The 22,735-nt window shown below is 42.6% G+C and carries 10 protein-coding genes; 7 read left to right on the forward strand and 3 right to left on the reverse strand.

Going from position 1 to position 22,735, the window contains the following annotated elements; genetic code table 11:
• Positions 1-85: 85 nt before the first annotated feature.
• Positions 86-982: a hypothetical protein gene (locus KZ793_RS16150; protein WP_225816271.1), complete on the reverse strand. Its 897-nt coding sequence runs from the start codon at positions 980-982 to the stop codon at positions 86-88.
• Between the two features lie 684 nt (positions 983-1,666).
• On the opposite strand from KZ793_RS16150, the gene KZ793_RS16155 reads away from it, so the two are divergent.
• Positions 1,667-2,086, forward strand: coding sequence for a hypothetical protein (locus KZ793_RS16155; protein ID WP_225816272.1), 420 nt, complete (start codon positions 1,667-1,669; stop codon positions 2,084-2,086).
• Positions 2,087-2,312: 226 nt separating this feature from the next.
• Here the strand turns inward: KZ793_RS16155 and KZ793_RS16160 are convergent, their stop codons facing one another.
• Positions 2,313-3,209, reverse strand: a complete 897-nt coding sequence (locus KZ793_RS16160; RefSeq protein ID WP_225816273.1) for a hypothetical protein — start codon at positions 3,207-3,209, stop codon at positions 2,313-2,315.
• Between the two features lie 325 nt (positions 3,210-3,534).
• On the opposite strand from KZ793_RS16160, the gene KZ793_RS22950 reads away from it, so the two are divergent.
• The 6 genes from KZ793_RS22950 (at position 3,535) to tcaC (ending at position 20,030) form a co-directional block, all read left to right on the forward strand.
• Entirely contained in the window at positions 3,535-5,898 is a 2,364-nt protein-coding gene (locus tag KZ793_RS22950) for a fucose-binding lectin II (protein WP_397443624.1), read from the forward strand.
• 93 nt (positions 5,899-5,991) lie between these two features.
• Positions 5,992-7,014 (forward strand): photopexin PpxB, encoded by a 1,023-nt coding sequence (gene ppxB, locus KZ793_RS16175; protein WP_118985895.1) that lies wholly within the window; start codon positions 5,992-5,994, stop codon positions 7,012-7,014.
• Positions 7,015-7,435: 421 nt separating this feature from the next.
• Positions 7,436-8,053 carry a hypothetical protein gene (locus tag KZ793_RS16180; RefSeq protein ID WP_225816274.1) on the forward strand — a complete coding sequence of 206 codons (618 nt, stop codon included), beginning with the start codon at positions 7,436-7,438 and terminating at the stop codon, positions 8,051-8,053.
• A 581-nt stretch (positions 8,054-8,634) separates the two neighbouring features.
• A complete protein-coding gene (gene tcaA / locus KZ793_RS16185; protein WP_317987474.1) occupies positions 8,635-11,916 on the forward strand; it encodes an insecticidal toxin complex protein TcaA in 3,282 nt (1,093 codons plus the stop codon).
• A gap of 21 nt (positions 11,917-11,937) precedes the next feature.
• Positions 11,938-15,510, forward strand: coding sequence for an insecticidal toxin complex protein TcaB (tcaB, locus tag KZ793_RS16190; protein ID WP_225816276.1), 3,573 nt, complete (start codon positions 11,938-11,940; stop codon positions 15,508-15,510).
• 62 nt (positions 15,511-15,572) lie between these two features.
• A complete protein-coding gene (tcaC, locus tag KZ793_RS16195; RefSeq protein ID WP_225816277.1) occupies positions 15,573-20,030 on the forward strand; it encodes an insecticidal toxin complex protein TcaC in 4,458 nt (1,485 codons plus the stop codon).
• Positions 20,031-20,190: 160 nt separating this feature from the next.
• Here tcaC and KZ793_RS16200 read toward each other — a convergent pair whose 3' ends face one another.
• The gene (locus KZ793_RS16200) at positions 20,191-21,789 is read right to left on the reverse strand and encodes a toxin (RefSeq protein ID WP_225816278.1); all 1,599 of its coding nucleotides are present in this window, start codon (positions 21,787-21,789) and stop codon (positions 20,191-20,193) included.
• Between the last annotated feature and the right edge of the window lie 946 nt (positions 21,790-22,735).

The raw sequence follows: 22,735 nt of genomic DNA on the forward strand, positions 1-22,735 counted from the left end.
GGATTCATTCACTTGCCGCCTCGCTGCAACTCGAAATCTATTAGGTATATATCATACAAGATGATTAAATTAACCAGATTCCATATTAAAAATCTTGCAAAAATATCGCTCGATCAAATGGTGTTCGGTAAAGAGAATTTTGTTGATCTACTGTGGTAGCGTTAGAAGACATACCATACATAATCCCTATCTGGCCTGACGCAAGATTTCCTGTCATAAGCGTATTCATATTGTACTGGCAAAGTTCTACCTTCCATTTATCTGCCACAGTGTTATACCACTCGATGATTAATGTGCCGTTATTTTCAGCAAGCAATCCAATTCGCCAGCGTGACCAAGTATTTTTCGGCCATTCATAACTCAGTGCAACACCAGAAGAAGTACTACCTAGTGTCGGTTGACCTTTATAAATACCATCTATTTGTTTACCAACAAAATTAACTGACTGAATCAAATTAGCCGCTTGAAGATTCCAAACCATGACATAAGGCGTTGCAGTATCAATCGAAGTACCCAATGGAATGTTTGATGGCATCCATTGAGGCTTACCTTTATATCCCCCAGTCAAGTGAATCGCCATATAGCCGTAACCAATATTTCGATATGTACCGCTTGCACTGGTTTTCTTGGATAATACACACACTGTAATTTCAGGGTATGGATTACAAAATAAATCAAGCTCACAATAGCAATGTCTGGCATCAACAGGTATATCTGTTGCAATCCCGAAACATTGACTACCATAACTGCTAGATTTAGACAAAGTTTGCGCCTTGAAAGCTTTCCTTCCCCCAACACTGACTATATCCCAAGCGCTAGTCCCATAGGCTGAATCCTTAAACAACACGCCAACTTGCTGTGTTGTCGCATCTATCCACCGACCTTCATGATACAAATTTGGTTCCCATACCGTTATTGGAACGGAATTGGAATTAGATAAATTTTCAATTGAGATTGAACTTTCATGTTGTTCTAATTTCATGACTAAAATATCCCCCTATATAAAGATAAAATTACACTTCAATCTTACTTTTTATACCTAAAATCAGGGTTAGATTTAATTTAAAAATAAATAAAAACCCTCATAATCATTTAAAAAAAAGAAGAAAAACCCAACCAAATAAAATACCAGCTACAGAAATTTAAAAGAATCAAAAAAACAAACAGCATTGAATTCACTAATGAATTGTTAATATATAGCTTTATTTATAATCCATTAATGGTATTAATTTTTACATATACAAAATAACTTTTCAAAACATGGATCACTTGGAGAAAACTCAGTCCAATTTTTGTGATCTGATCAATTGCAGAAAATCCCAAACCACTAAACGGACTGAGTTATAACTATAATAGCACCAATACCCAGAAATGAACAACACCAGATAAAAAAATAAGAGAAATGATGAAATTTTTGTATCTAAATTATCTGTCAGTTAAATATTAACATTGAGTTAAAAATCAGTGAAAATAATATACATCATCTATTTATTTAATTGAGCCATGAACTTTATTAATAAAAAACAGTGATGTTTGTTTAATTTTTAAAGAGATAAATAATAGAATCCTATGATAAGGTGATTTGTATAAATTAAAAATTAGGATAAACATTATAGAGGGATCTAAATAAGAAAAAACGAAAATAACTAACCTAGGAGTATTAATTATGGCAATTGTTTTTGCATCAATAGATCCACGTAGCAATCCCTTACAAACATCAAACCAAAATTATGTGGATATACCTGGTTTGGAACTTAATGTTTCAAAGTATTCGAATTCACCATGCTTAACAGCATTAATCACGTTAAATATACCAACTCCCTATGCTTCAGGTAACAATTTTCCTGGAGGGAACTTTATCATTGTAACTGATAAAGGCGAACAATTGGCTTTTGGTGGATTTACTTACAGTAATAAGAGTCCAGAATCCTATGGGCGTATGCCATTCACACTGGTCGCCCGTTGTTCTCTTGCGTCTAATGTTTCTACTATAAAAGCTCAATGGAGTAATGTACGTGGTAGCACGGTACATATCGATTCATATGCATCTATCTCTGCGGTTATTCAGTGCAATCATTTGGCTTAATTAATTTCAGCGATTATACCCTATAGATTTCAAGATGCATCGCGACGGCAAGGGAGCGAATCCCCGGGAGCATAGATAACAATGTGACCGGGGTGAGTGAGTGCAGCCAACAAAGCAGCAACTTGAAAGATGACGGGTATATATTACAACAATATATGGGGCTAAGAAAAAAGCCCCTTTGTATATGTCACACAAGATAGTTAATAACCAGATTCAATATTCTATCTTAAAAATCTTGAAAAAATATCGCTCGATCAAATGGTGTTCTATAAAGAGAATTTTGTTGATCTATTGTTCTAGCACGAGAAAGCGTACCATATATAATCCCAATCTGACCTGACGCAAGATTTCCCGTCATAAGCGTGTTCATATTATATTGGCAAAGTTCTACCTTCCATTTATCTGCCACAGTGTTATACCACTCGATGATTAATGTACCATTATTTGCCGCAAGCAATCCAATACGCCATCGTGACCAGGTATTTTTCGGCCATTCATCACTCAGTGGAAAACCAGAATGAGTACTACCTAATGTTGGTTGACCTTTATAAATACCATCCGTTTGCTTACCAACAAAATTAACTGACTGAATCAACTCAGCAGCCTGATGATTCCTAACCATGACATAAGGCGTCGCAGTGTCAATCGAAGTACCTAACGAAATATTTGATGGCATCCATTGGGGCTTACCTTTATACCCTCCAGTCAAGTGAATCGCCATATAGCCGTAACCAATATCATGATATGTACCGCTTGCATTGGTTTTGTTGGATAGCACACATAGTGTAATTTCAGGATATGGATTACAAAACAAGTCAAGTTCACAGTAGCAATATCTGGCATCAACAGGCGTATCTGTTGCAACTCCGAGACAGTGACCACAACAATATGATGATTTAGATAAAGTTTGTGCCTTGAAAGCTTTCCTTCCCCCAACACTGACGATATCCCAAGCGCTAGTCACACGGAGTGAATCCTTAAACAACACGCCAGCTCGCTGTGTTGTCGCATCTATCCATCGACCTTCAGGATATAAATTTGGTTCCCATACCGTTATTGGAACGGAATTGGAATTAGATGAACTTTCAATTGAGATTTGATGTTCATGCTGTTCTAATTTCATGACTAAAATATCTCCTATAAAAAATACAATGACACATTAATCTTGTATTTTATACCTTAGATAAAGTTTATTTTTAACTCTTAAATAAAGTAAGCCGCACAAAACCCAACAATATTAGATCCATTAATGAGTTGTTAATATATAGTCTTGCTTATGACTTATCATCAGTATTAGTTTAAATAAAATAAATTTTCCTATTCACCAGACAGATAAGCAATATGAGAGCGTTAAATCAGCATATCTTAATATTATTCTCACCAATTTCAGTTGTAAAAAACAAATTTAAACAACATATTAAATCCAAATCACCAATAAGGATATATAAATGAATACATCAAGTTATCTTTTTCTTGATTCAGAAAATATTAAACACAATCAGAAATCGTATGAAGCAGATATTGGTTATCCCCGGCCTATAAATAACGATTGGCCTGATCTTCCTATTGAGTTTCAAAGACATATTGATGATGCGATCAATTTAAACGGCTATTTATATTTCTTTAAAGGCTCGCAATATATTAAATTTGATATCGCAAAAGCAAAAGTGATTGACGGACCAAAACCTATCATAGAAGGATGGCCGGGATTAGCAGGAACGGAATTTGAAAACGAGATAGACGCCGCTACGGAATGGCCTTATGTAGAAAAAACAGGTATGACAGATGTCGTCTGTTTCTTTAAAGGCGGTGATTGTATTGACTATACGGTGAGTTCACATACTGTTAGCAAAAAAACTATCGCAGACAGATGGGGAATAACAGAACAATACTCAGAATTTAGTGAAAATCTGGATGCAGCTATTCTATGGACCAATATTGCTAGCCCTTTTCTTTTCCTGTTCAAAGACAATTCGAACATCAGAATTAATTTGAAATCGAATACTATTGATGGTCAAGCCCCCATTGGCGCTAATTGGCGTGGTGTGACCTTCAAAAGAGTTCAAGCCGCGATATCACTTGATATGGATTTATTAGGCAGCGAGATGGGCAGTGACAGTAATACAAATACCTATTTCTTCCTTAATTCAGAAAATATTAAATATAATGATCCATTAAATAATATAGATATTGGTTATCCCCGGCCTATAAATAACGATTGGCCTGATCTTCCTATTGAGTTTCAAAGACATATTGATGATGCGATCAATTTAAACGGCTATTTATATTTCTTTAAAGGCTCGCAATATATTAAATTTGATATCGCAAAAGCAAAAGTGATTGACGGACCAAAACCTATCATAGAAGGATGGCCGGGATTAGCAGGAACGGAATTTGAAAACGGGATAGACGCCGCCACAGAATGGCCCTATTTAGAAAAAACGGGTACGACAGATGTCGTCTGTTTCTTTAAAGGTAGCGATTGTATTGACTATACGGTGAGTTCACATACTGTTAGCAAAAAAACTATCACAGACCGATGGGGGATAACAGAACAATACTCAGAATTTAGTGAAAATCTGGATGCAGCTATTCTATGGGCAAATATTGGTAGCCCTTTTCTTTTCCTGTTCAAAGACAATTCGAACATCAGGATTCATCTGAAATCGAATACCATTGATGGTCAGACATCCATTGGCGCTAATTGGCGTGGAGTGACCTTCAAAAGAATTCAAGCCGCCGTGCTAATTGATATGGATTTATTAGGCAGCAAGATGGATAATGACAGTAATACAAATACCTATTTCTTTCTTAATTCAGAAAATATTAAATATAATGATCCATTAAATAATATAGATATAGATTATCCTCAGCCTATCCGTCACAATTGGCCTAATCTGCCTATTGCGTTTCAAAGGCATATCGATGATGTGATTAATTTAAATGGTGCTTTGTATTTCTTTAAAGGCTCGCAATATCTTAAATTCGATATTGCAAAATCACAAGTGATCGATGGACCAAAACCTATTATAGCGGGATGGCCGGGATTAGCAGGAACGGAATTTGAAAATGGGATAGACGCCGCCACAGAGTGGATAGATACAAAAAAAGATATCGTTTGTTTCTTTAAAGGCAAAGAGTGTATCAATTATACGGTTAGCTCACATACCATTGACAAAAAAACCATCGCAGAAAGATGGAGAATTACCGGAGAATACGCGAAATTTAGCGCGAATTTAGATGCCGCGATTTTATGGCGTAACTCCGGTTATTTTATTTATCTTTTCAAAGGCAATGAGTATCTCCGCTTACATCTAATGTTGAATAGTATGTATGGTAAACCCGATCTTATTCAAACTAAATGGAAAGGCGTCACTTTCAATAAAATTCAAGCGGCAGTGTCAGTTGATCCAAATGTATTAGGTGGTGATATCAATATAAACTGCGGCGGAACATGTGGGATTAATAACTCCGGTAAACACTGTTTCCAATTACCTCAAAGTATTCGCTTTGGCCTAACTGCCTACGTAAATAGTGATATTCATCAGCAAACAATCAATGTCTATATCGACGACCGATTGGTCGATACATTAACCGGTAAGGGAATAAGTCACATAACAGATGTTAGGACCTACACATCAGGTACCGGCAAAGTCTGTATCGAGATTATCGGAGAGGGTAAACCCTGCAAGCTCCGTTATGCCTATAACACACTCGAAGCAAAACCAGGATCAGCCATTATCGGCGCTAACAATGGTTCCAATGACAATTATGATGATAGTGTGGTAGTGTTGAATTGGCCATTATCATGAGACAATAATATATCGCTGTGATATCTGAAAATAGAAAATCGAGTAAACACATTAAAATGACATTCAAATTAACCATGATTAAGGATGTAAAAAATGAATTCAAACACCTATCTATTTCTTAACTCAGAAAACATTAGATATAACGACTCAGACGATAAAGCAGACACTGACTATCCCCAATCTATCAGCAACGATTGGCCTGGTCTCCCTATCGAGTTTCAAAAAGATATTGACGATGTGATTAATTTAAATGGCTCATTATATTTTTTTAAAGGCTCTCAATACCTTAAATTCGATATAGCCAAAGCTCTGGTGATTGATGGGCCAAAACCCATTATTGAAGGATGGCCGGGGTTGAAAGATACTGGATTTGAAAATGGTATAGACGCAGCTACAGAATGGGTGGATACAAAACAAGATGTTGTCTGTTTCTTTAAAGGCAGAGATTGCATCGATTACACCGTCAGTTTACACACGATTAATAAGAAAACCATTTCAGACCGATGGGGCACTACCGGGAAATATGCAGGATTTAGTGAAGATCTCGATGCTGTTATTTTATGGAAGAATACCGCCGGCTCTATTATTTACTTTTTCAAAGATAGTTATTACATCCAATACAATACAAAATCTCAGGTTATTGATAGTGACCCCTCCTTTATTCAAGCTTACTGGAACGGAGTCACCTTTAAAAAAATTCAAGCCGCCGTATCGGTTGATATCGATTCGTTAGGTAGTGAGTATAGAAGCTGTGGCGGAATATGTGGCAGCACTAACACCGGTAAACACTGTTTTCAGTTACCTCACAATATAAAGCTTAGCCTGTCAGCCTATGGTAATACAGCTCATCAGCAGACAATAAAAGTGTATATTGACGATCAATTAGTCGATACATTAATCAACCAAAGTGTCAGTAGTGTGTTGGGCTTTAAAAGTTACTCATCAAGCACAGGAAAAGTCTGCATTGAAATGATAGGCGACGGCAAACCCTGCAAACTCCGTTACGCCTATAACACCCTTGACGAAAAACCGGGAACCGCCATTATCGGTGCCAGCAATGGCAGCAATAATAATTACAATGACAGCGTAGTCGTGTTAATTTGGTCACACTCCTGAATCAAAAAGCAAAAATATACCACTCTGATAACGCCAGTAGAGATGACATTTATCAATAAATTAAAGCGGTATTATGCCGCTTTTACTGATATGAACACGGTTACAAACAAAAAAACATCATTTACTCCTTCAAGTAACCTGATAACAGGCCAAAGTCGGTCATCCTTCAAATAGTCCCCTATCCGATAAAAATTAATTTTTTGATCTTTTCTTTTCCTATCTCCCATTGCTATGAATATTCAACAGTGCAGGAATTCAACCCTATTTTAAGTCCACAAGGGATCAGACAAAAGGCGAGATAACCTGTTCGCCCCCTGAAATAACGCCAGAAGTTATGCACTAATAACCTAATCGGATGGAAAGTCATTTCAGGGTAAGTATCAGTTGTTTGAATGGCAATAACCTATTTTCCGAGGAAACGATGGATAGTGTACTTAAATATGGCGATACCGTGACAATATTAAACAGCTACAAGAACTGGAGCGGCGGGTATCTCAGTGTATTTGGCAACGGTAATAAACCCGGAACAAAATATGGCGTGGTAACCGTAGATGCTTCTTTAGCTATTTATGGCGGCGCCTGGAGAATTGAGTCAGCAACAGGAAAACCTGTCGGCAGTGAAATAATCAATAATGATATTATTTTACTTCACAACCTGTATTACTGCGATGGTGGTTATTTACGATATTATGATGTGGTGAATCAAAATGAACAATTAACCGAAATACATCAAGTCTACACCTCAGATATCCGCAAAAGAGCGACATTAGAATGGGTTATTCATTGTGAAACCACACCACCAAATGAAAATATCAGAGAAGACGATAGTATCTCCCTCTATAATCGATGGGGAAATAAAGGTTTTCTTGATACCCATAATCATGCTGGCGATACAGGCTCGTTATATCAAGTCTTCATGTCCAATAATGCCGCCCGTAAAAGCCAGACCGGTTTATGGAAAATGGTAAAGGTGAATGATCCTTGCCCTCCCCCTGATGTGTTGACCAATATCATTCCATTGTGGCGTAAGATGCAGTAATAACAACTCACTTTATCGCTCAAACGAAGCTGGCAAGAGCAAACAAAATAGGTTTTTGTGCGTTTTAGCCAGCCAACATATTCGGCAGGAATCTATTTACCCAACAATCAAAAATGATCGACAAATTAGCTGATCAAAGACCAGAAATGCCCCGATAAATGTCAGCCTGATTATTTTCAGGCTAAAACCGTTGCATGGTTTCCTTACCACCATGATTAAATTAATTTTTTATTCCTACATTAATAAAAATTAAGCTTAACATAATAAGCTTCCACGCTATAAAGTCACGCCTCCATCAGTTAACAACTCTTACCAAATAGTGAAAATGATTCTAAATACCTAAGATAGATGATGAACTAGCCTATCATCATAAATTAATTTTCATTTTTGTAACACTTTTGCTATCAGCACCTTGGATGAAATTTCTCATACTGGTCGTTTTGTTTATCTCTTTATTACCTTAATTGAACCAGAAATAAACAAACGGAAATAAAAAGGAATATTTATGAATTATCACACCAAGAAAGCTAGCTCGATTTTCGAAACTAACCTTCCAAGACGTTCTAATTCTAAACCATGTGATGGTGGCTGTTATGCAAAATAAAATATCATTTTTATCAGGTACATCCGAACAGCCCCTGCTTGACGCTGGTTATCAAAACGTTTTTGATATCGCGTCAATCAGCCGGGCTGCTTTCGTGCAGTCCGTTCCTACCCTGCCCGCCAAAGAAGCGAGTACCGTCTATCGTCAGGCTCGGCAACGGGCAGAAAATCTGAAATCCCTCTATCGAGCCTGGCAATTACGTCAGGAACCGGTCATTAATGGACTGGCTAAACTTAACGCACAATCCAACGTATCTGTGCTTAAAGATGCTTTGGTAGAAAATATTGGCGGTGACGGGGATTTCAGCGATTTAATGAATCGCGCCAGTCAATATGCCGACGCTGCCTCTATTCAATCCCTATTCTCACCGGGCCGTTATGCTTCCGCACTCTACAGGGTTGCTAAAGATCTGCATAAATCAGATTCCAGTTTGCATATTGATAATCGCCGAGCTGATCTGAAAGACTTGATATTAAGTGAAACGACCATGAATAAAGAGGTCACTTCCCTTGATATCTTGTTGGATGTGCTACAAAAAGGCAGTAAAGATATTGCTGAGCTGTCCAGCGCATTCTTCCCAATGACGCTGCCTTATGACGATCACCTGTCGCAAATCGATTCCGCTTTATCGGCACAAGCCAGAACTCTGAACGGTGTGTGGAATACTTTGACCGATACCACGGCACAAGCGGTTTCAGAGCAAGCTGATAAGACTAATACACTTAAACTTTTCACTGCCCAAGATGATAATCAAGACACATTTTTTGCCGGTAATACGTTTTATTTCAAAGCGGTAGGATTCAGCGGGCAACCAATGGTTTACCTGTCACAGTACACCAGCGGGAGTGGCATTGTCGGCGCACAATTGATTGCAGGTAATCCAGATCAAGCCGCTGCCGCCATCGTCGCACCATTACAACTCACCTGGTCAATGGCAAAACAGTGTTACTACCTGAGGGCTCCCGATGGTACAAAGATGGGAGACGGTAATGTTCTAACCGGCTGTTTCTTAAGAGGTAACAGCCCAACCAACCCGGATCAAAACGGTATTTTCGCCCAAGTAGCCAATAAATCAGGCAGTACTCAGCCTTTACCAAGCTTTCATCTGCCAGTCACACTGGAACGCAGCGAGGATAAGTATTACCTGAAAACCGAGCAGGGTTATATCGCGGTAGATAGTTCCGGTCAGTCAAACTGGAAAAATGCGCTGGTGATCAATGGGACAAAAGACAATGGGCTGTTATTAACCTTTTGCAGCGATAGTTCAGGTACCCCGACAAACCCAGATGATGTTATTCCTCCCGCTATTAACGATATTCCATCGCCACCAGCCCGCGAAACCTTGTCACTGACGCCGGTAAGTTATCAGTTGATGACCAATCCGGCACCGACAGAAGATGATATTACCCACCATTATGGCCTTGGCGGCAGTAGCTTACAGGAAACGGCATCTTCGGCCTCCGCGTTAACTACAGCACTGAATTCTATCGAAACCTTCTGTGAGAAAACCCGGATAAATTTCAATCAATTAATGGATCTGACCGCTCAGCAATCTTATAGTCAAAGCAGCGTTGATGCGAAAGCCGCCAGCCGCTATGTTCGTTTTGGGGAAACCGCCGCTACCCGTGTCAATGTCTACGGGGCCGCTTATCTGAACAGCACACTAACAGCCGCGGCTGATGGTCAATATCTGTGGATACAAACCGATGGCAAAAGCTTGAATTTCACTGACGATACGGTAGTCGCCTTAGCCGGTCGCGCTGAAAAGCTGGTGCGTTTATCATCCCAGACCGGGCTATCATTTGAAGAATTGGACTGGCTGATTGCCAATGCCAGCCGTAGTGTGCCGGACCACCACGACAAAATTGTGCTGGATAAGCCAGTCCTTGAAGCACTGGCAGAGTATGTCAGCCTGAAACAGCGCTATGGGCTTGATGCCAATACCTTTGTGACGTTCATTAGTGCAGTAAACCCCTACACGCCAGACCAGACACCGAGTTTCTATGAAACTGCTTTCCGCTCTGCCGACGGTAATCATGTCATTGCGTTAGGTACAGCGGTGAAATATGCAGAAAATGAGCAGGATGAACTATCCACAATATGCTGCAAAGCATTGGGAGTAACCAGCAATGAATTTTTCCGTATTGGTTGCTATTGTTTCGGTAATGCAGGCAATTTTACTCTGGATGAATATACCGCCAGTCAGTTGTATCGCTTCGGCGCCATTCCCCGTTTGTTTGGGCTGACATTTGCCCAAGCCGAAATTTTATGGCGCCTGATGGAAGGCGGAAAAGATATCTTGTTGCAACAGTTAGGTCAGGCAAAATCCCTGCAACCGCTGGTGATTTTACGCCGTACCGAGCAGGTGCTGGATTGGATGTCATCTGTAAACTTAAGTCTGGCTTATTTGCAAGGGATGGTGAGTACCCAGTGGAGCGGCACCGCCACTGCTGAGATGTTCAATTTCTTGGAAAACGTTTGTGACAGCGTGAATAGTCAAGCTGCCACTAAAGCAACGATGGACCCAGCGTTACAGCAGAAAGTGCTGCGTGCCCTAAGTGCCGGTTTCGGCATTAAGAGCAATGTGATGGGCATCATCACCTTATGGCTGGAGAAAATCACAGCCGGTAGTGGCGATCCTTTTACACTGGTTAATTACTGGAACGCCATTCAAACCCTGTTTAGTCGTAACGATGCCACGCTGGATGACTTACAAGCCGATACGACGCTGGTGATTGCGACTCAGCGATTAAGCCAACTTGTTCTCATTGTGAAATGGCTGAGCCTGACCGAACAAGATCTGCAACTGCTAACAACACATCCTAACTATCTGATAAACAACATCACTAGCGCCCCTGTGCCTGATTTGATGCTATTACTCACGCTATCACGTTTTAAACAGTGGCAAACTCAGGTCACCGTTTCCCGTGATGAAGCGATGCGCTGTTTCGATCAATTAAATGCTAAAGATATGACGGCTGAAAATGCAGCTTCACTTATCGCCACATTGCATGAAATGGATAAAGGTACGGTAGCGCAAGTCAATACTTTGCTATTAGGGGAAAATAACTGGCCGAAAAGTTTTACATCACTCTGGCAGCTTCTGACCTGGTTACGCGTCGGACAAAGCTTAAATGTAGGCAGTACCACGCTGGGCAATCTGTTGACCATGATGCAAGCAGATCCTACCGCCGAGAATAACGCCTTACTGGCATCGGTAGCCCAAAACTTAAGTGCCGCAATCAGCAATCGTCAGTAACCGGATAAGAAGGAATTGATTATGTCTGAATCTTTATTTACACAAACATTGAAAGAAGCGCGTCGTGATGCATTGGTTGCCCATTATATTGCTACCCAGGTGCCGGCAGATTTAAAAGAGAGTATCCAGACCGCCGATGATCTGTATGAATATCTGTTGCTGGATACCAAAATTAGTGATCTTGTTACCACTTCACCGTTGTCCGAAGCTATTGGCAGTCTGCAACTGTTTATCCATCGTGCAATAGAGGGCTATGACGGTACACTGGCAGATTCAGCAAAATCCTATTTTGCCGATGAGCAGTTTTTATATAACTGGGATAGTTTTAACCACCGTTATAGTACTTGGGCTGGCAAGGAGCGGTTGAAATTCTATGCCGGGGATTATATTGATCCAACATTGCGATTGAATAAGACCGAAATATTTACCGCATTTGAACAGGGTATTTCTCAAGGGAAATTAAAAAGTGAATTAGTCGAATCTAAACTGCGTGATTATCTCATTAGTTATGACACGTTGGTTACCCTTGACTATATCAATGCAACGAAAGGTCAGGATGAGAAAACGATCTTTTTTATTGGCCGTACACAAAATGCGCCTTATGCATTTTATTGGCGGAAATTAACCCTAATAACTGATGGCGGCAAGCTGAAACCAGATCAGTGGTCAGAGTGGCGAGCAATTAATGCCGGGATTAGTGAGCCCTATTTAGATACGGTAGAATCCTTTTGGGAAAATAATAAGCTGCATATCCGCTGGTTTAATATTACTAACGAAAGTGATCACTTATCTAAAACTGAGAATGTCTGGGTTATGAACAGTGACTATAACTGGACTTCAAAGAAAAAGGAAAAAAGCACTCAGCTTATTTTTACCAATTACACTAGACAGGGAGCAACCGGTTCATCAAGCCCAACTGAAGTAAGCTCACAATATGGTTCTGATGCCCAGATGAATATTTCAGAAGATGGAAAAGTTCTTACTTTACAAAATACGGGTGGAGCTACCCCAGAAACCGGAGTAACATTATGTTATGACTCATCACAGGCGGTAATTAAGAGTCTGACTAATACAGGAAGCGCAGATTTACCCTCAAAAGATTATTTAGATATTAAGTTACGCATGTGTCATGGCAAAAGCTATAACAATAGCAGTTATTGTAGTTTTAATCTTACGGCATATATATTTACCTCCTACGGCACATTCTCATCAGATGGTAAGCAATTTACACCACCTTCTGGTTCTGCCATTGATTTACACCTCCCGAACTATGTAGATCTCAACGCGCTATTAGATATTAGCCTTGATGCACTACTTAATTACGACGTTCAGAAACAATTTGGCGGATCTAATCCGGTCGATAATTTCAGTGGCCCCTATGGTATTTATCTATGGGAAATTTTCTTCCATATTCCTTTCTTAATTGCGGTCCGTATGCAAACCGAGCAGCGTTACGAAGACGCGGACACTTGGTTTAAATATATTTTCCGCAGCGCCGGTTACCGTGATGCTAATGGCGAGCTCATTATGGATGGCAGTAAACCACGTTATTGGAATGTGATGCCATTGGAACTGGATACCGCATGGAATACCACACAGCCTGCCACCACTGATCCAGATGTGATCGCAATGGCAGACCCAATGCATTACAAGCTAGCGATATTCCTGCATACCCTTGATCTATTGATTGCCCGCGGCGATAGCGCTTACCGTCAACTTGAGCGTGATACTTTAGTCGAAGCCAAAATGTACTACATTCAGGCACAACAGTTACTAGGGCCACGTCCTGATATCCATACCACCAATACCTGGCCAAATCCGACGCTGAGTGTAGAAGCAGGCAAAATCGCCACACCAACACTGCTCAATTCACCAGAAGTGATGACGTTTGCCGCCTGGCTAAGTGCAGGTGATACCGCCGATATTGGTGACGGCAATTTCCTGCCACCGTACAACGATGTGCTGCTCGGTTACTGGGATAAGCTTGAAGTACGCTTGTACAACCTGCGCCACAATCTAAGCTTGGATGGTCAACCACTAAATCTGCCCCTGTATGCCACTCCGGTAGATCCGAAAACCCTGCAACGTCAACAAGCCGGGGGAGATGGCACAGGCAGCAGTGCAGCAGGCGGTCAAGGGAGTGTTCAAGGCTGGCGCTATCCACTATTGGTAGAACGCGCCCGCACTGCCGTCAGTTTGTTGACTCAGTTCGGCAACAGCTTACAAACGACATTAGAGCGTCAGGATAATGAAAAAATGACGCTACTGTTGCAGACTCAACAGCAAGCCATCCTGAAACAACAGCACGATATACAACAAAATAATCTAAAAGGATTACAACACAGCCTGACAGCATTACAGGCCAGCCGTGACGGTGCGACATTGCGGCAAAAACATTACAGCGACCTGATTAACGGTGGTCTGTCAGCGGCAGAAATCGCCGGTCTGACGCTGCGCAGCACCGCAATGATCACCAATGGCGTTGCGACAGGATTACTGATTGCCGGCGGCATTGCCAACGCGGTACCTAACGTCTTTGGGCTAGCTAACGGTGGATCTGAATGGGGAGCACCATTAATTGGCTCCGGGCAAGCAACCCAAGTGGGTGCAGGTATTCAAGATCAAAGTGCGGGCATTTCAGAAGTGACAGCGGGTTATCAGCGTCGTCAGGAGGAATGGACGCTACAACGGGATATTGCTGATAACGAAATAACCCAACTGGATGCCCAGATACAAAGCCTGCAAGAGCAGATTACGATGGCACAAAAACAGATCACGCTCTCTGAAACTGAGCAGGCAAATGCCCAAGCAATTTATGACCTGCAAACCACTCGCTTCACCGGACAGGCGTTATATAACTGGATGGCCGGTCGTCTCTCCGCGCTCTATTACCAGATGTATGATTCCACTTTGCCAATATGTCTCCAGGCAAAAGCCGCATTAGTTCAGGAATTAGGCGAGAAAGACAGTGACAGCCTATTCCAGGTTCCGGTGTGGAATGATCTGTGGCAAGGGCTGTTAGCAGGAGAAGGTTTAAGTTCAGAGCTACAGAAACTGGATGCCATCTGGCTTGCTCGTGGTGGCATTGGGCTGGAAGCCATCCGCACCGTGTCACTGGATACCCTGTTTGGTACAGGGACGCTGAGCAAAAATATCAATAAGGTGCTTAACGGAGAAACGGTATCCCCATCCGGTGGCGTCACTCTGGCTCTGGCACAGGATACTTTCCAAGCAACTCTGGATTTGAGTCAGCTAGGTTTGGATAACTCTTATAATCTGGGTAACGAGAAGAAACGCCGCATTAAACGTATCGCCGTCACCCTACCAACACTTCTAGGGCCATATCAAGATCTTGAAGCCACGCTAGTCATGGGTGCGGAAATCGCTACCTTATCACACGGTGTAAATGACGGAGGCCGGTTTGTTACCGACTTTAACGACAGCCGTTTTCTGCCTTTTGAAGGTCGAAATGCAACAACCGGTACACTGGAGCTCAATATTTTCCATGCCGGTAAAGAGGGATCACAACACGAGTTGGTTGCTAATTTGAGTGACATCATTGTGCATCTGAATTACATCATTCGAGACGCATAAATTTTTTTTCTTTGTCGATCACAGGTCCCTCCCTGTTAGGGGCCTGTTGTAAGGAGTACTTTATGCAGGATTCACCAGAAGTATCGATTACAACGCTGTCACTTCCCAAAGGGGGCGGTGCTATCAATGGCATGGGAGAAGCGCTAAGTGCTGCCGGCCCTGATGGAATGGCCACGCTATCTCTGCCGTTGCCCCTTTCGACCGGCAGAGGGACTGCGCCTGGATTATCGCTGATTTACAGCAACAGTGCAGGTAACGGGCCTTTCGGTATCGGCTGGCAATGTGGCGTCATGACGATTAGCCGACGCACCCAACATGGCATTCCACAATACGGTAATGACGACACGTTCTTATCCCCACAAGGCGAGGTCATGAATATCGCCCTGAATGACCAAGGGCAACCAGATATCCGTCAAGACGTTAAGACGCTGCAAGGCATGACCCTGCCAATCTCCTATACCGTGACCCGCTATCAAGCCCGCCAGATCCAAGATTTCAGCAGAATCGAATACTGGCAACCTACCTCCGGTCAAGAGGGGCGCGCTTTCTGGTTGATATGGTCATCGAACGGCCAACTGCACATCTTAGGGAAAACCGCACAGGCTTGTCTGGCAAATCCGCAAAACGACCAACAAATCGCCCAGTGGTTGCTGGAAGAAACCGTGACGCCGACCGGTGAGCATGTCAGCTATCAATACCGAGCCGAAGATGAAGCCCATTGTGACGACAATGAAAAAACCAGTCATCCCAATGTCACCGCACAGCGCTATCTGGTTCAGGTGAACTACGGTAACATCAAACCACAAGCCAGCCTGTTCGTACTGGATAACACCCCTCCCGCACCGGAAGAGTGGCTATTTCATCTGCTCTTTGACCACGGTGAACGCGATACTTCACTTCATACCGTACCGGCATGGGATACAGGTACAGCACAATGGTCGGTACGCTCGGATCTCTTCTCCCGCTATGAATACGGTTTTGAAGTACGTACTCGCCGCTTATGTCAACAAGTACTGATGTTTCACCGTACCGCGCTAATGACCGGAGAAGCCGGTACCAATGATGCCCCGGAACTGGTTGGACGCTTAATACTGGATTACGATAGAAATGCTAGCGTTACCACATTGATTGCCGCCCGCCAATTGAGTCACGAACCGGACGGCAGCCCAATCACTCTGCCACCATTAGAGTTAGCCTGGCAGCGGTTCGACCTAGAGAAGACGCCAACATGGCAACGTTTTGATGCACTAGATAATTTTAACTCGCAGCAACGTTATCAATTAGTTGATCTGCGGGGAGAAGGGTTGCCGGGTATGTTGTACCAAGAGCGCGGCGCCTGGTGGTATAAAGCGCCGCAACGTCAGGAAGGCGGAGACAGTAATGCCGTCACTTACGACAAAATCGCCCCACTACCTACCCTACCCAGTTTGCAGGATAATGCCTCATTGATGGATATCAACGGAGACGGCCAACTGGATTGGGTCGTCACCGCCTCTGGTATTCGTGGATACCATAGCCAGCAACCCGATGGAAAATGGACACACTTTACGCCAATCAATGCCTTGCCCGTGGAATATTTTCATCCAAGCGTCCAGTTCGCTGACCTTACCGGGGCAGGCTTATCCGATTTAGTGTTAATCGGGCCGAAAAGCGTGCGTCTGTACGCCAACCAGCGAAACGGCTGGCGTAAAGGACAAGATGTCCCCCAATCCACAGGTATCACGCTACCCATTACTGGAACCGATGCCCGCAAACTGGTGGCTTTCAGTGATATGCTCGGTTCCGGTCAACAACATCTGGTAGAAATCAGCGCTAATCGTGTCACCTGTTGGCCTAATCTGGGACATGGCCGTTTCGGTCAACCACTGACCCTGCCAGGATTTAGCCAACCTGAAACTAGCTTCAATCCCGAACGGCTGTTTTTGGCGGATATCGACGGCTCCGGCACCACTGACCTTATCTATGCGCAATCCGGCTCTTTGCTCATTTATCTCAACCAAAGTGGTAATCAGTTTGATGCCCCGCTGACGTTAGCTTTGCCAGAAGGCGTACAATTTGACAACACTTGCCAACTCCAAGTCGCCGATATTCAAGGACTAGGGATAGCCAGTCTGATCCTGACAGTGCCACATATGGCGCCACATCACTGGCGTTGTGATTTGTCGCTAACCAAACCCTGGTTGCTAAATGTGATGAACAATAACCGGGGTGCACATCACACTCTACATTATCGTAGCTCCGCGCAATTCTGGTTGGATGAGAAATTACAACTCACCAAAGCAGGCAAATCCCCGGCTTGTTACCTGCCATTTCCAATGCATCTGCTGTGGTATACCGAAATTCAGGATGAAATCAGCGGTAACCGGCTCACCAGTGAAGTCAGCTACAGCCACGGTGTCTGGGATGGTAAAGAGCGGGAATTCAGGGGATTTGGTTGTATCAAACAGACAGATACCACAACATTTTCTCACGGCACCGCCCCCGAACAAGCTGCACCGTCATTGAACATTAGCTGGTTTGCCACCGGGATAGATGAAGTAGACAACCAATTAGCCACGGAATATTGGCAGGCAGATACTCAGGCTTATAGCGGATTTGAAACCCGTTATACCGTCTGGGATAACGCCAACCAGACAGACCAAGCATTCACCCCTAATGAGACACAACGTGACTGGCTAACGCGGGCACTTAAAGGCCAACTGCTACGTACCGAGCTCTACGGTCTGGATGGAACGGATAAGCAAACGGTGCCTTATACCGTCAGTGAGTCACGCTATCAGGTCCGCTCTATTCTCGTAGATAAAGAAACCGAATTATCTGCCTGGGTTACCGCCATTGAAAATCGCAGTTACCACTATGAACGCATCATCAGTGATCCTCAGTTCAGCCAGAGTATCTGGTTGCAACACGATATCTTTGGTCAATCACTGCAAAGTGTCGATATTGCCTGGCCGCGCCGCGAAAAACCGGCAGTAAATCCCTATCCGCCAACCCTACCGGAAACACTGTTCGACAGTAGCTATGATGACCAGCAACAACTATTACGTCTGGTGAGGCAAAAAAATAGCTGGCATCACCTGACTGACGGGGAAAACTGGCGATTAGGCTTACCGAATGCACAACGCCGGGATGTTTATACTTATGACCGGACCAAAATTCCGGCCGAAGGGATTTCTCTTGAAATCTTGCTAAAAGCAGATGGCCTGCTAGCAGATGAAAAAGCGGCCATTTATCTGGGGCAACAACAGACGTTTTATACCGCCGGTCAATCAGAAGTTCCATTGGAAAAACCTACATTACAGGCGCTGGTGGCGTTCCAAGAAACCGCCATGATGGACGATACCTCATTACAAGCGTATGAGGGCGTGATTGAAGAGCAGACATTGAATACCACACTGATACAGGCCGGTTATCAGCAAGTCGCGCGGTTGTTTAATACCGGATCAGAAAGCCCGGTATGGGTGGCACGGCAAGGCTATACCGATTACGGTGATGCCACACAGTTTTGGCGGCCTCAGGCCCAGCGTAACTCGTTGCTGACAGGGAAAACCACACTGACCTGGGATACCCATCATTGTGTAATAATACAGACTCAGGATGCCGCTGGATTAACGACGCAAGCCCGTTACGATTATCGTTTCCTTACACCGGTACAACTGACCGATATTAATGATAATCAACATATTGTGACACTGGATGCACTAGGTCGCGTAACCACCAGCCGGTTCTGGGGTACGGAGGCAGGACAAGCCACAGGCTATTCCAACCAGCCCTTTACACCACCAGACTCCGTAGACAAAGCGCTAGCGTTAACCGGCACCCTCCCAGTTGCCCAATGTTTAGTCTATGCCGTTGATAGCTGGATGCCGTCGTTATCGCTGTCTCAGCTTTCTCAATCACAAGTAGAAGCAGAAGCGCTATGGGCGCAACTGCGTGCCGCTCATATGGTTACCGAAGATGGGAAAGTGTGCGCGCTAGGCGGGAAACGGGGAATAGGCCATCAGAACCTAGCGATTCAACTCATCTCGCTATTGGCAAGTATTCCCCGTTTACCACCACATGTACTGGGGATCACCACTGACCGCTACGATAACGATCCGCAACAGCAACACCAACAGATGGTGAGTTTTAGTGACGGTTTTGGCCGGTTACTCCAGAGTTCAGCCCGTCATGAGCCCGGTGATGCCTGGCAACGTAAAGAGGACGGTGGGCTGGTTGTGGATGCAAATGGCGTTCTGGTCAGTGCCGCTACAAACACCCGATGGGCTGTTTCCGGCCGCACAGAGTATGACGACAAAGGCCAACCTGTACGTGCTTATCAACCCTATTTTCTGAATGACTGGCGCTACGTTAGTGATGACAGCGCACGAGATGATCTGTTTGCCGATACCCATCTTTATGATCCATTGGGACGGGAATACAAGGTCATCACCGCTAAGAAATATTTGCGAGAAAAACAGTACACTCCGTGGTTTATCGTCAGTGAGGATGAAAACGATACAGCATCAAGAACACCATAGTTTTACCTATTTTCATCTGTTACCCCGCAGTACACCGCGGGGCAATATCTATCAATGATGAAGATTCAGCATTTCCGGTAAGTCCCACCGTTCTTTAATAATGCGGGTCGCCTTTAAAGGAAACCCGCATGTCCGCAGAATTAAAGATGGAATATCAACATCAATATTCTTTCTTGATAACAGCCGGAACAGGATCAGGTGTCGGGACAGAGCTATCGCAATTATAATGTTCTCCTGTCAGCCCTATTTTTTTGCAAGCCGTAGACAAAAGATCATTAGGAGTTGCCCATTCATCTTTCCAGTTATTACCGTCATAACGTTCATTCTTAAATAGATCCCACATAATGAGGCCCGTTTTACCATATTTAATCGTACCATCTAATATACTGTTGAGAGCGCTCTTCGTAAGCGGTAAATTACCGGTTGCGGGTTTACCAACTTCAAATCCAACTGTAATAGGCGGCAAAACCAATAATTTTTGAGGTTGAACTGATGCCTGAGCGTAATTACGTGCCCCTTTCAGTTTGACATGGAAGGTAACAACTTCATTGCCTGATTTAAGCCAGTTAATATATTGACCATAATAATACTTAACTTGTCCAGGCAGGTCACAAGGAATATATGTTTCACCTCCCCCAATAAATCCACAATCTTTTTCACTTAAATCATAGGTCATCACACCAATATAACTGAGGCGGTTGATCAAATTGGGATAACTCAGCGCAGTATTATAAATCAAACCATAGAGATTTCCTCCCCACCAGGCACCACCATAAATATCACTATTCCTCGCATTGGTTCCCCAATTAGCGGACATATTCGGGATACCTCCCGTTGCAGGACCAGCCGTACTTAGCTTAAGCGATGGCTTAACTGCATTAATTGAGGTGTAAAAAGACTTTAAAATAGCAGCGAATTTATCCACGGTTGCAGGCATCGCACGGGGAATTTTTTCTGCGCCAGGAACAATCTTCATTGATGCATCATAAACATAACCGCCTAATCCCTTTGCGATTAAAGTTGATGTAATAAGCGTTTCACTGTTATTAGAGGGAACCTTGATCGAGTCAGGCGTTAATTTCCAGCTTTTTGCATTAATATCAGCGTGCCAAAACTCTTCATAATCCACATCAATCCCTGCCACACCTAAATTGGCCGCCAAATTAACAATATTTCTATATGCCTTATCTGCTGCTTTACCTGTAATAGTACTGTCAAATCGAGGAATTTTGGTCAGTGGATTGGGGAAAATATCATAAACTGCACCGGGTTCATTACCACAAGCATCTTTTTTGCTGGCAGTGATATCATAAATTTTCGGATAACAACTAAAGTTCCATCCACCTACAGCAATATAAGTACCCACTCCATGAGATTTTAAATCAGCAATAACACCTTTTAATGCCACAAAATCAGCCCTGGCATTTTTAGCTTCTCTGGTGCTAATGATTTGACCAGAAGTACAGGTATAACCAAACAACCCTGAACATTTCAGGCTGTTTTTTTCATAGTTAACAAAAGCAGGCTGGACAAAAGACAATACCAACGTATTAAAGTTACTCTTGTTCTTAGCAATATCTCTACTCAATTTTTTAAAGTTATCAAGGCTGGCATAATATTCCTGAGTATCAACCTGCGCAGCAGGCCCACTCAGATAATATGCAGATATTTTAGGATTGGCGGCGATAACATTTCCTGATGTGAAAGAATATAATACAGAAATTGCTAATAAATATCGGTTTAACTGGTATTTAGACATATATCTATCTCCACTTGGTTAACATTACTTTTCCGATTACAGCCAATGAGTTATCATGACACCTCATTGCCTTTTCATCATGAACGGTATAAGTTTTTCCCTAATAGAGCCTTAATATGTTCAGTCTGTTATTATGGACTGTGATGTAGTTACTAAACTGTTATACCCGTTATCTTTCAAGCTGCCTCTTTGTTGGCTGCACTCACTCACCCCGGTCACATAGTTATCTATGCTCCCGGGGATTCGCTCCCTTGCCGTCGCGATGCAACTCGAAATCTATTAGGTATATATCGGCATTAATTATTTCAATGCACCAATTCCATAATAGTGTAGTTTTCTCCGTTGTCCACAAAAGACCTGGAAATTAGTTGTAATAATATTTCTCTCTAATCTATCTAAATAAAAAAATATTATTATATGATAATTCCATCAGATTATATTTATGTTAATTAATTACTACAGGCATAACGCTTTAGAAATAACTATTTCGTTCTGAAATTGAATACCGATCACTATTAAACATAGCTTACAATTCCCATCTAATATATACCCTAATCCTTATAAAATATTATTTTATACCCGTTATCTTTCAAGCTGCCTCTTTGTTGGCTGCACTCTCTCACCCCGGTCACATAGTTATCTATGCTCCCGGGGATTCGCTCCCTTGCCGTCGCGATGCAACTCGAAATCTATTAGGTATAATGAATAAACTTGGCATTAAACAAATAACGTATTTCACCAAAAATATAAATAGATTACGTTTATTTAATTTTCATTAAAACATTATTATCTCCTATAGTTTATAAATAGTGTGCAAGCAAACTCGCAATGATAATTAAATATAGCTTGTACAAACCGTTCTGATAAATGAACAGTGAACACTAGCAACACGCAAACCTTGGAATGATACATGTAAGTAGAAAACCCATTGCTACTAAATAAATGT

Origin of the sequence: Photorhabdus antumapuensis, from assembly GCF_020387775.1 — a bacterium.
Lineage (GTDB): Bacteria > Pseudomonadota > Gammaproteobacteria > Enterobacterales > Enterobacteriaceae > Photorhabdus > Photorhabdus antumapuensis.

What these genes read in the sequence shown, in the direction of transcription:
- ppxB (WP_118985895.1), top strand. Translation starts at nt 5,992, where the DNA reads ATGAATTCAAACACCTATCTATTTCTTAACTCAGAAAACATTAGATAT.
- KZ793_RS16200 (WP_225816278.1), bottom strand. Translation starts at nt 21,789, where the DNA reads ATGTCTAAATACCAGTTAAACCGATATTTATTAGCAATTTCTGTATTA.
- KZ793_RS16180 (WP_225816274.1), top strand. Translation starts at nt 7,436, where the DNA reads ATGGATAGTGTACTTAAATATGGCGATACCGTGACAATATTAAACAGC.
- tcaA (WP_317987474.1), top strand. Translation starts at nt 8,635, where the DNA reads ATGGTGGCTGTTATGCAAAATAAAATATCATTTTTATCAGGTACATCC.
- KZ793_RS22950 (WP_397443624.1), top strand. Translation starts at nt 3,535, where the DNA reads ATGAATACATCAAGTTATCTTTTTCTTGATTCAGAAAATATTAAACAC.
- tcaB (WP_225816276.1), top strand. Translation starts at nt 11,938, where the DNA reads ATGTCTGAATCTTTATTTACACAAACATTGAAAGAAGCGCGTCGTGAT.
- KZ793_RS16160 (WP_225816273.1), bottom strand. Translation starts at nt 3,209, where the DNA reads ATGAAATTAGAACAGCATGAACATCAAATCTCAATTGAAAGTTCATCT.
- tcaC (WP_225816277.1), top strand. Translation starts at nt 15,573, where the DNA reads ATGCAGGATTCACCAGAAGTATCGATTACAACGCTGTCACTTCCCAAA.
- KZ793_RS16150 (WP_225816271.1), bottom strand. Translation starts at nt 982, where the DNA reads ATGAAATTAGAACAACATGAAAGTTCAATCTCAATTGAAAATTTATCT.
- KZ793_RS16155 (WP_225816272.1), top strand. Translation starts at nt 1,667, where the DNA reads ATGGCAATTGTTTTTGCATCAATAGATCCACGTAGCAATCCCTTACAA.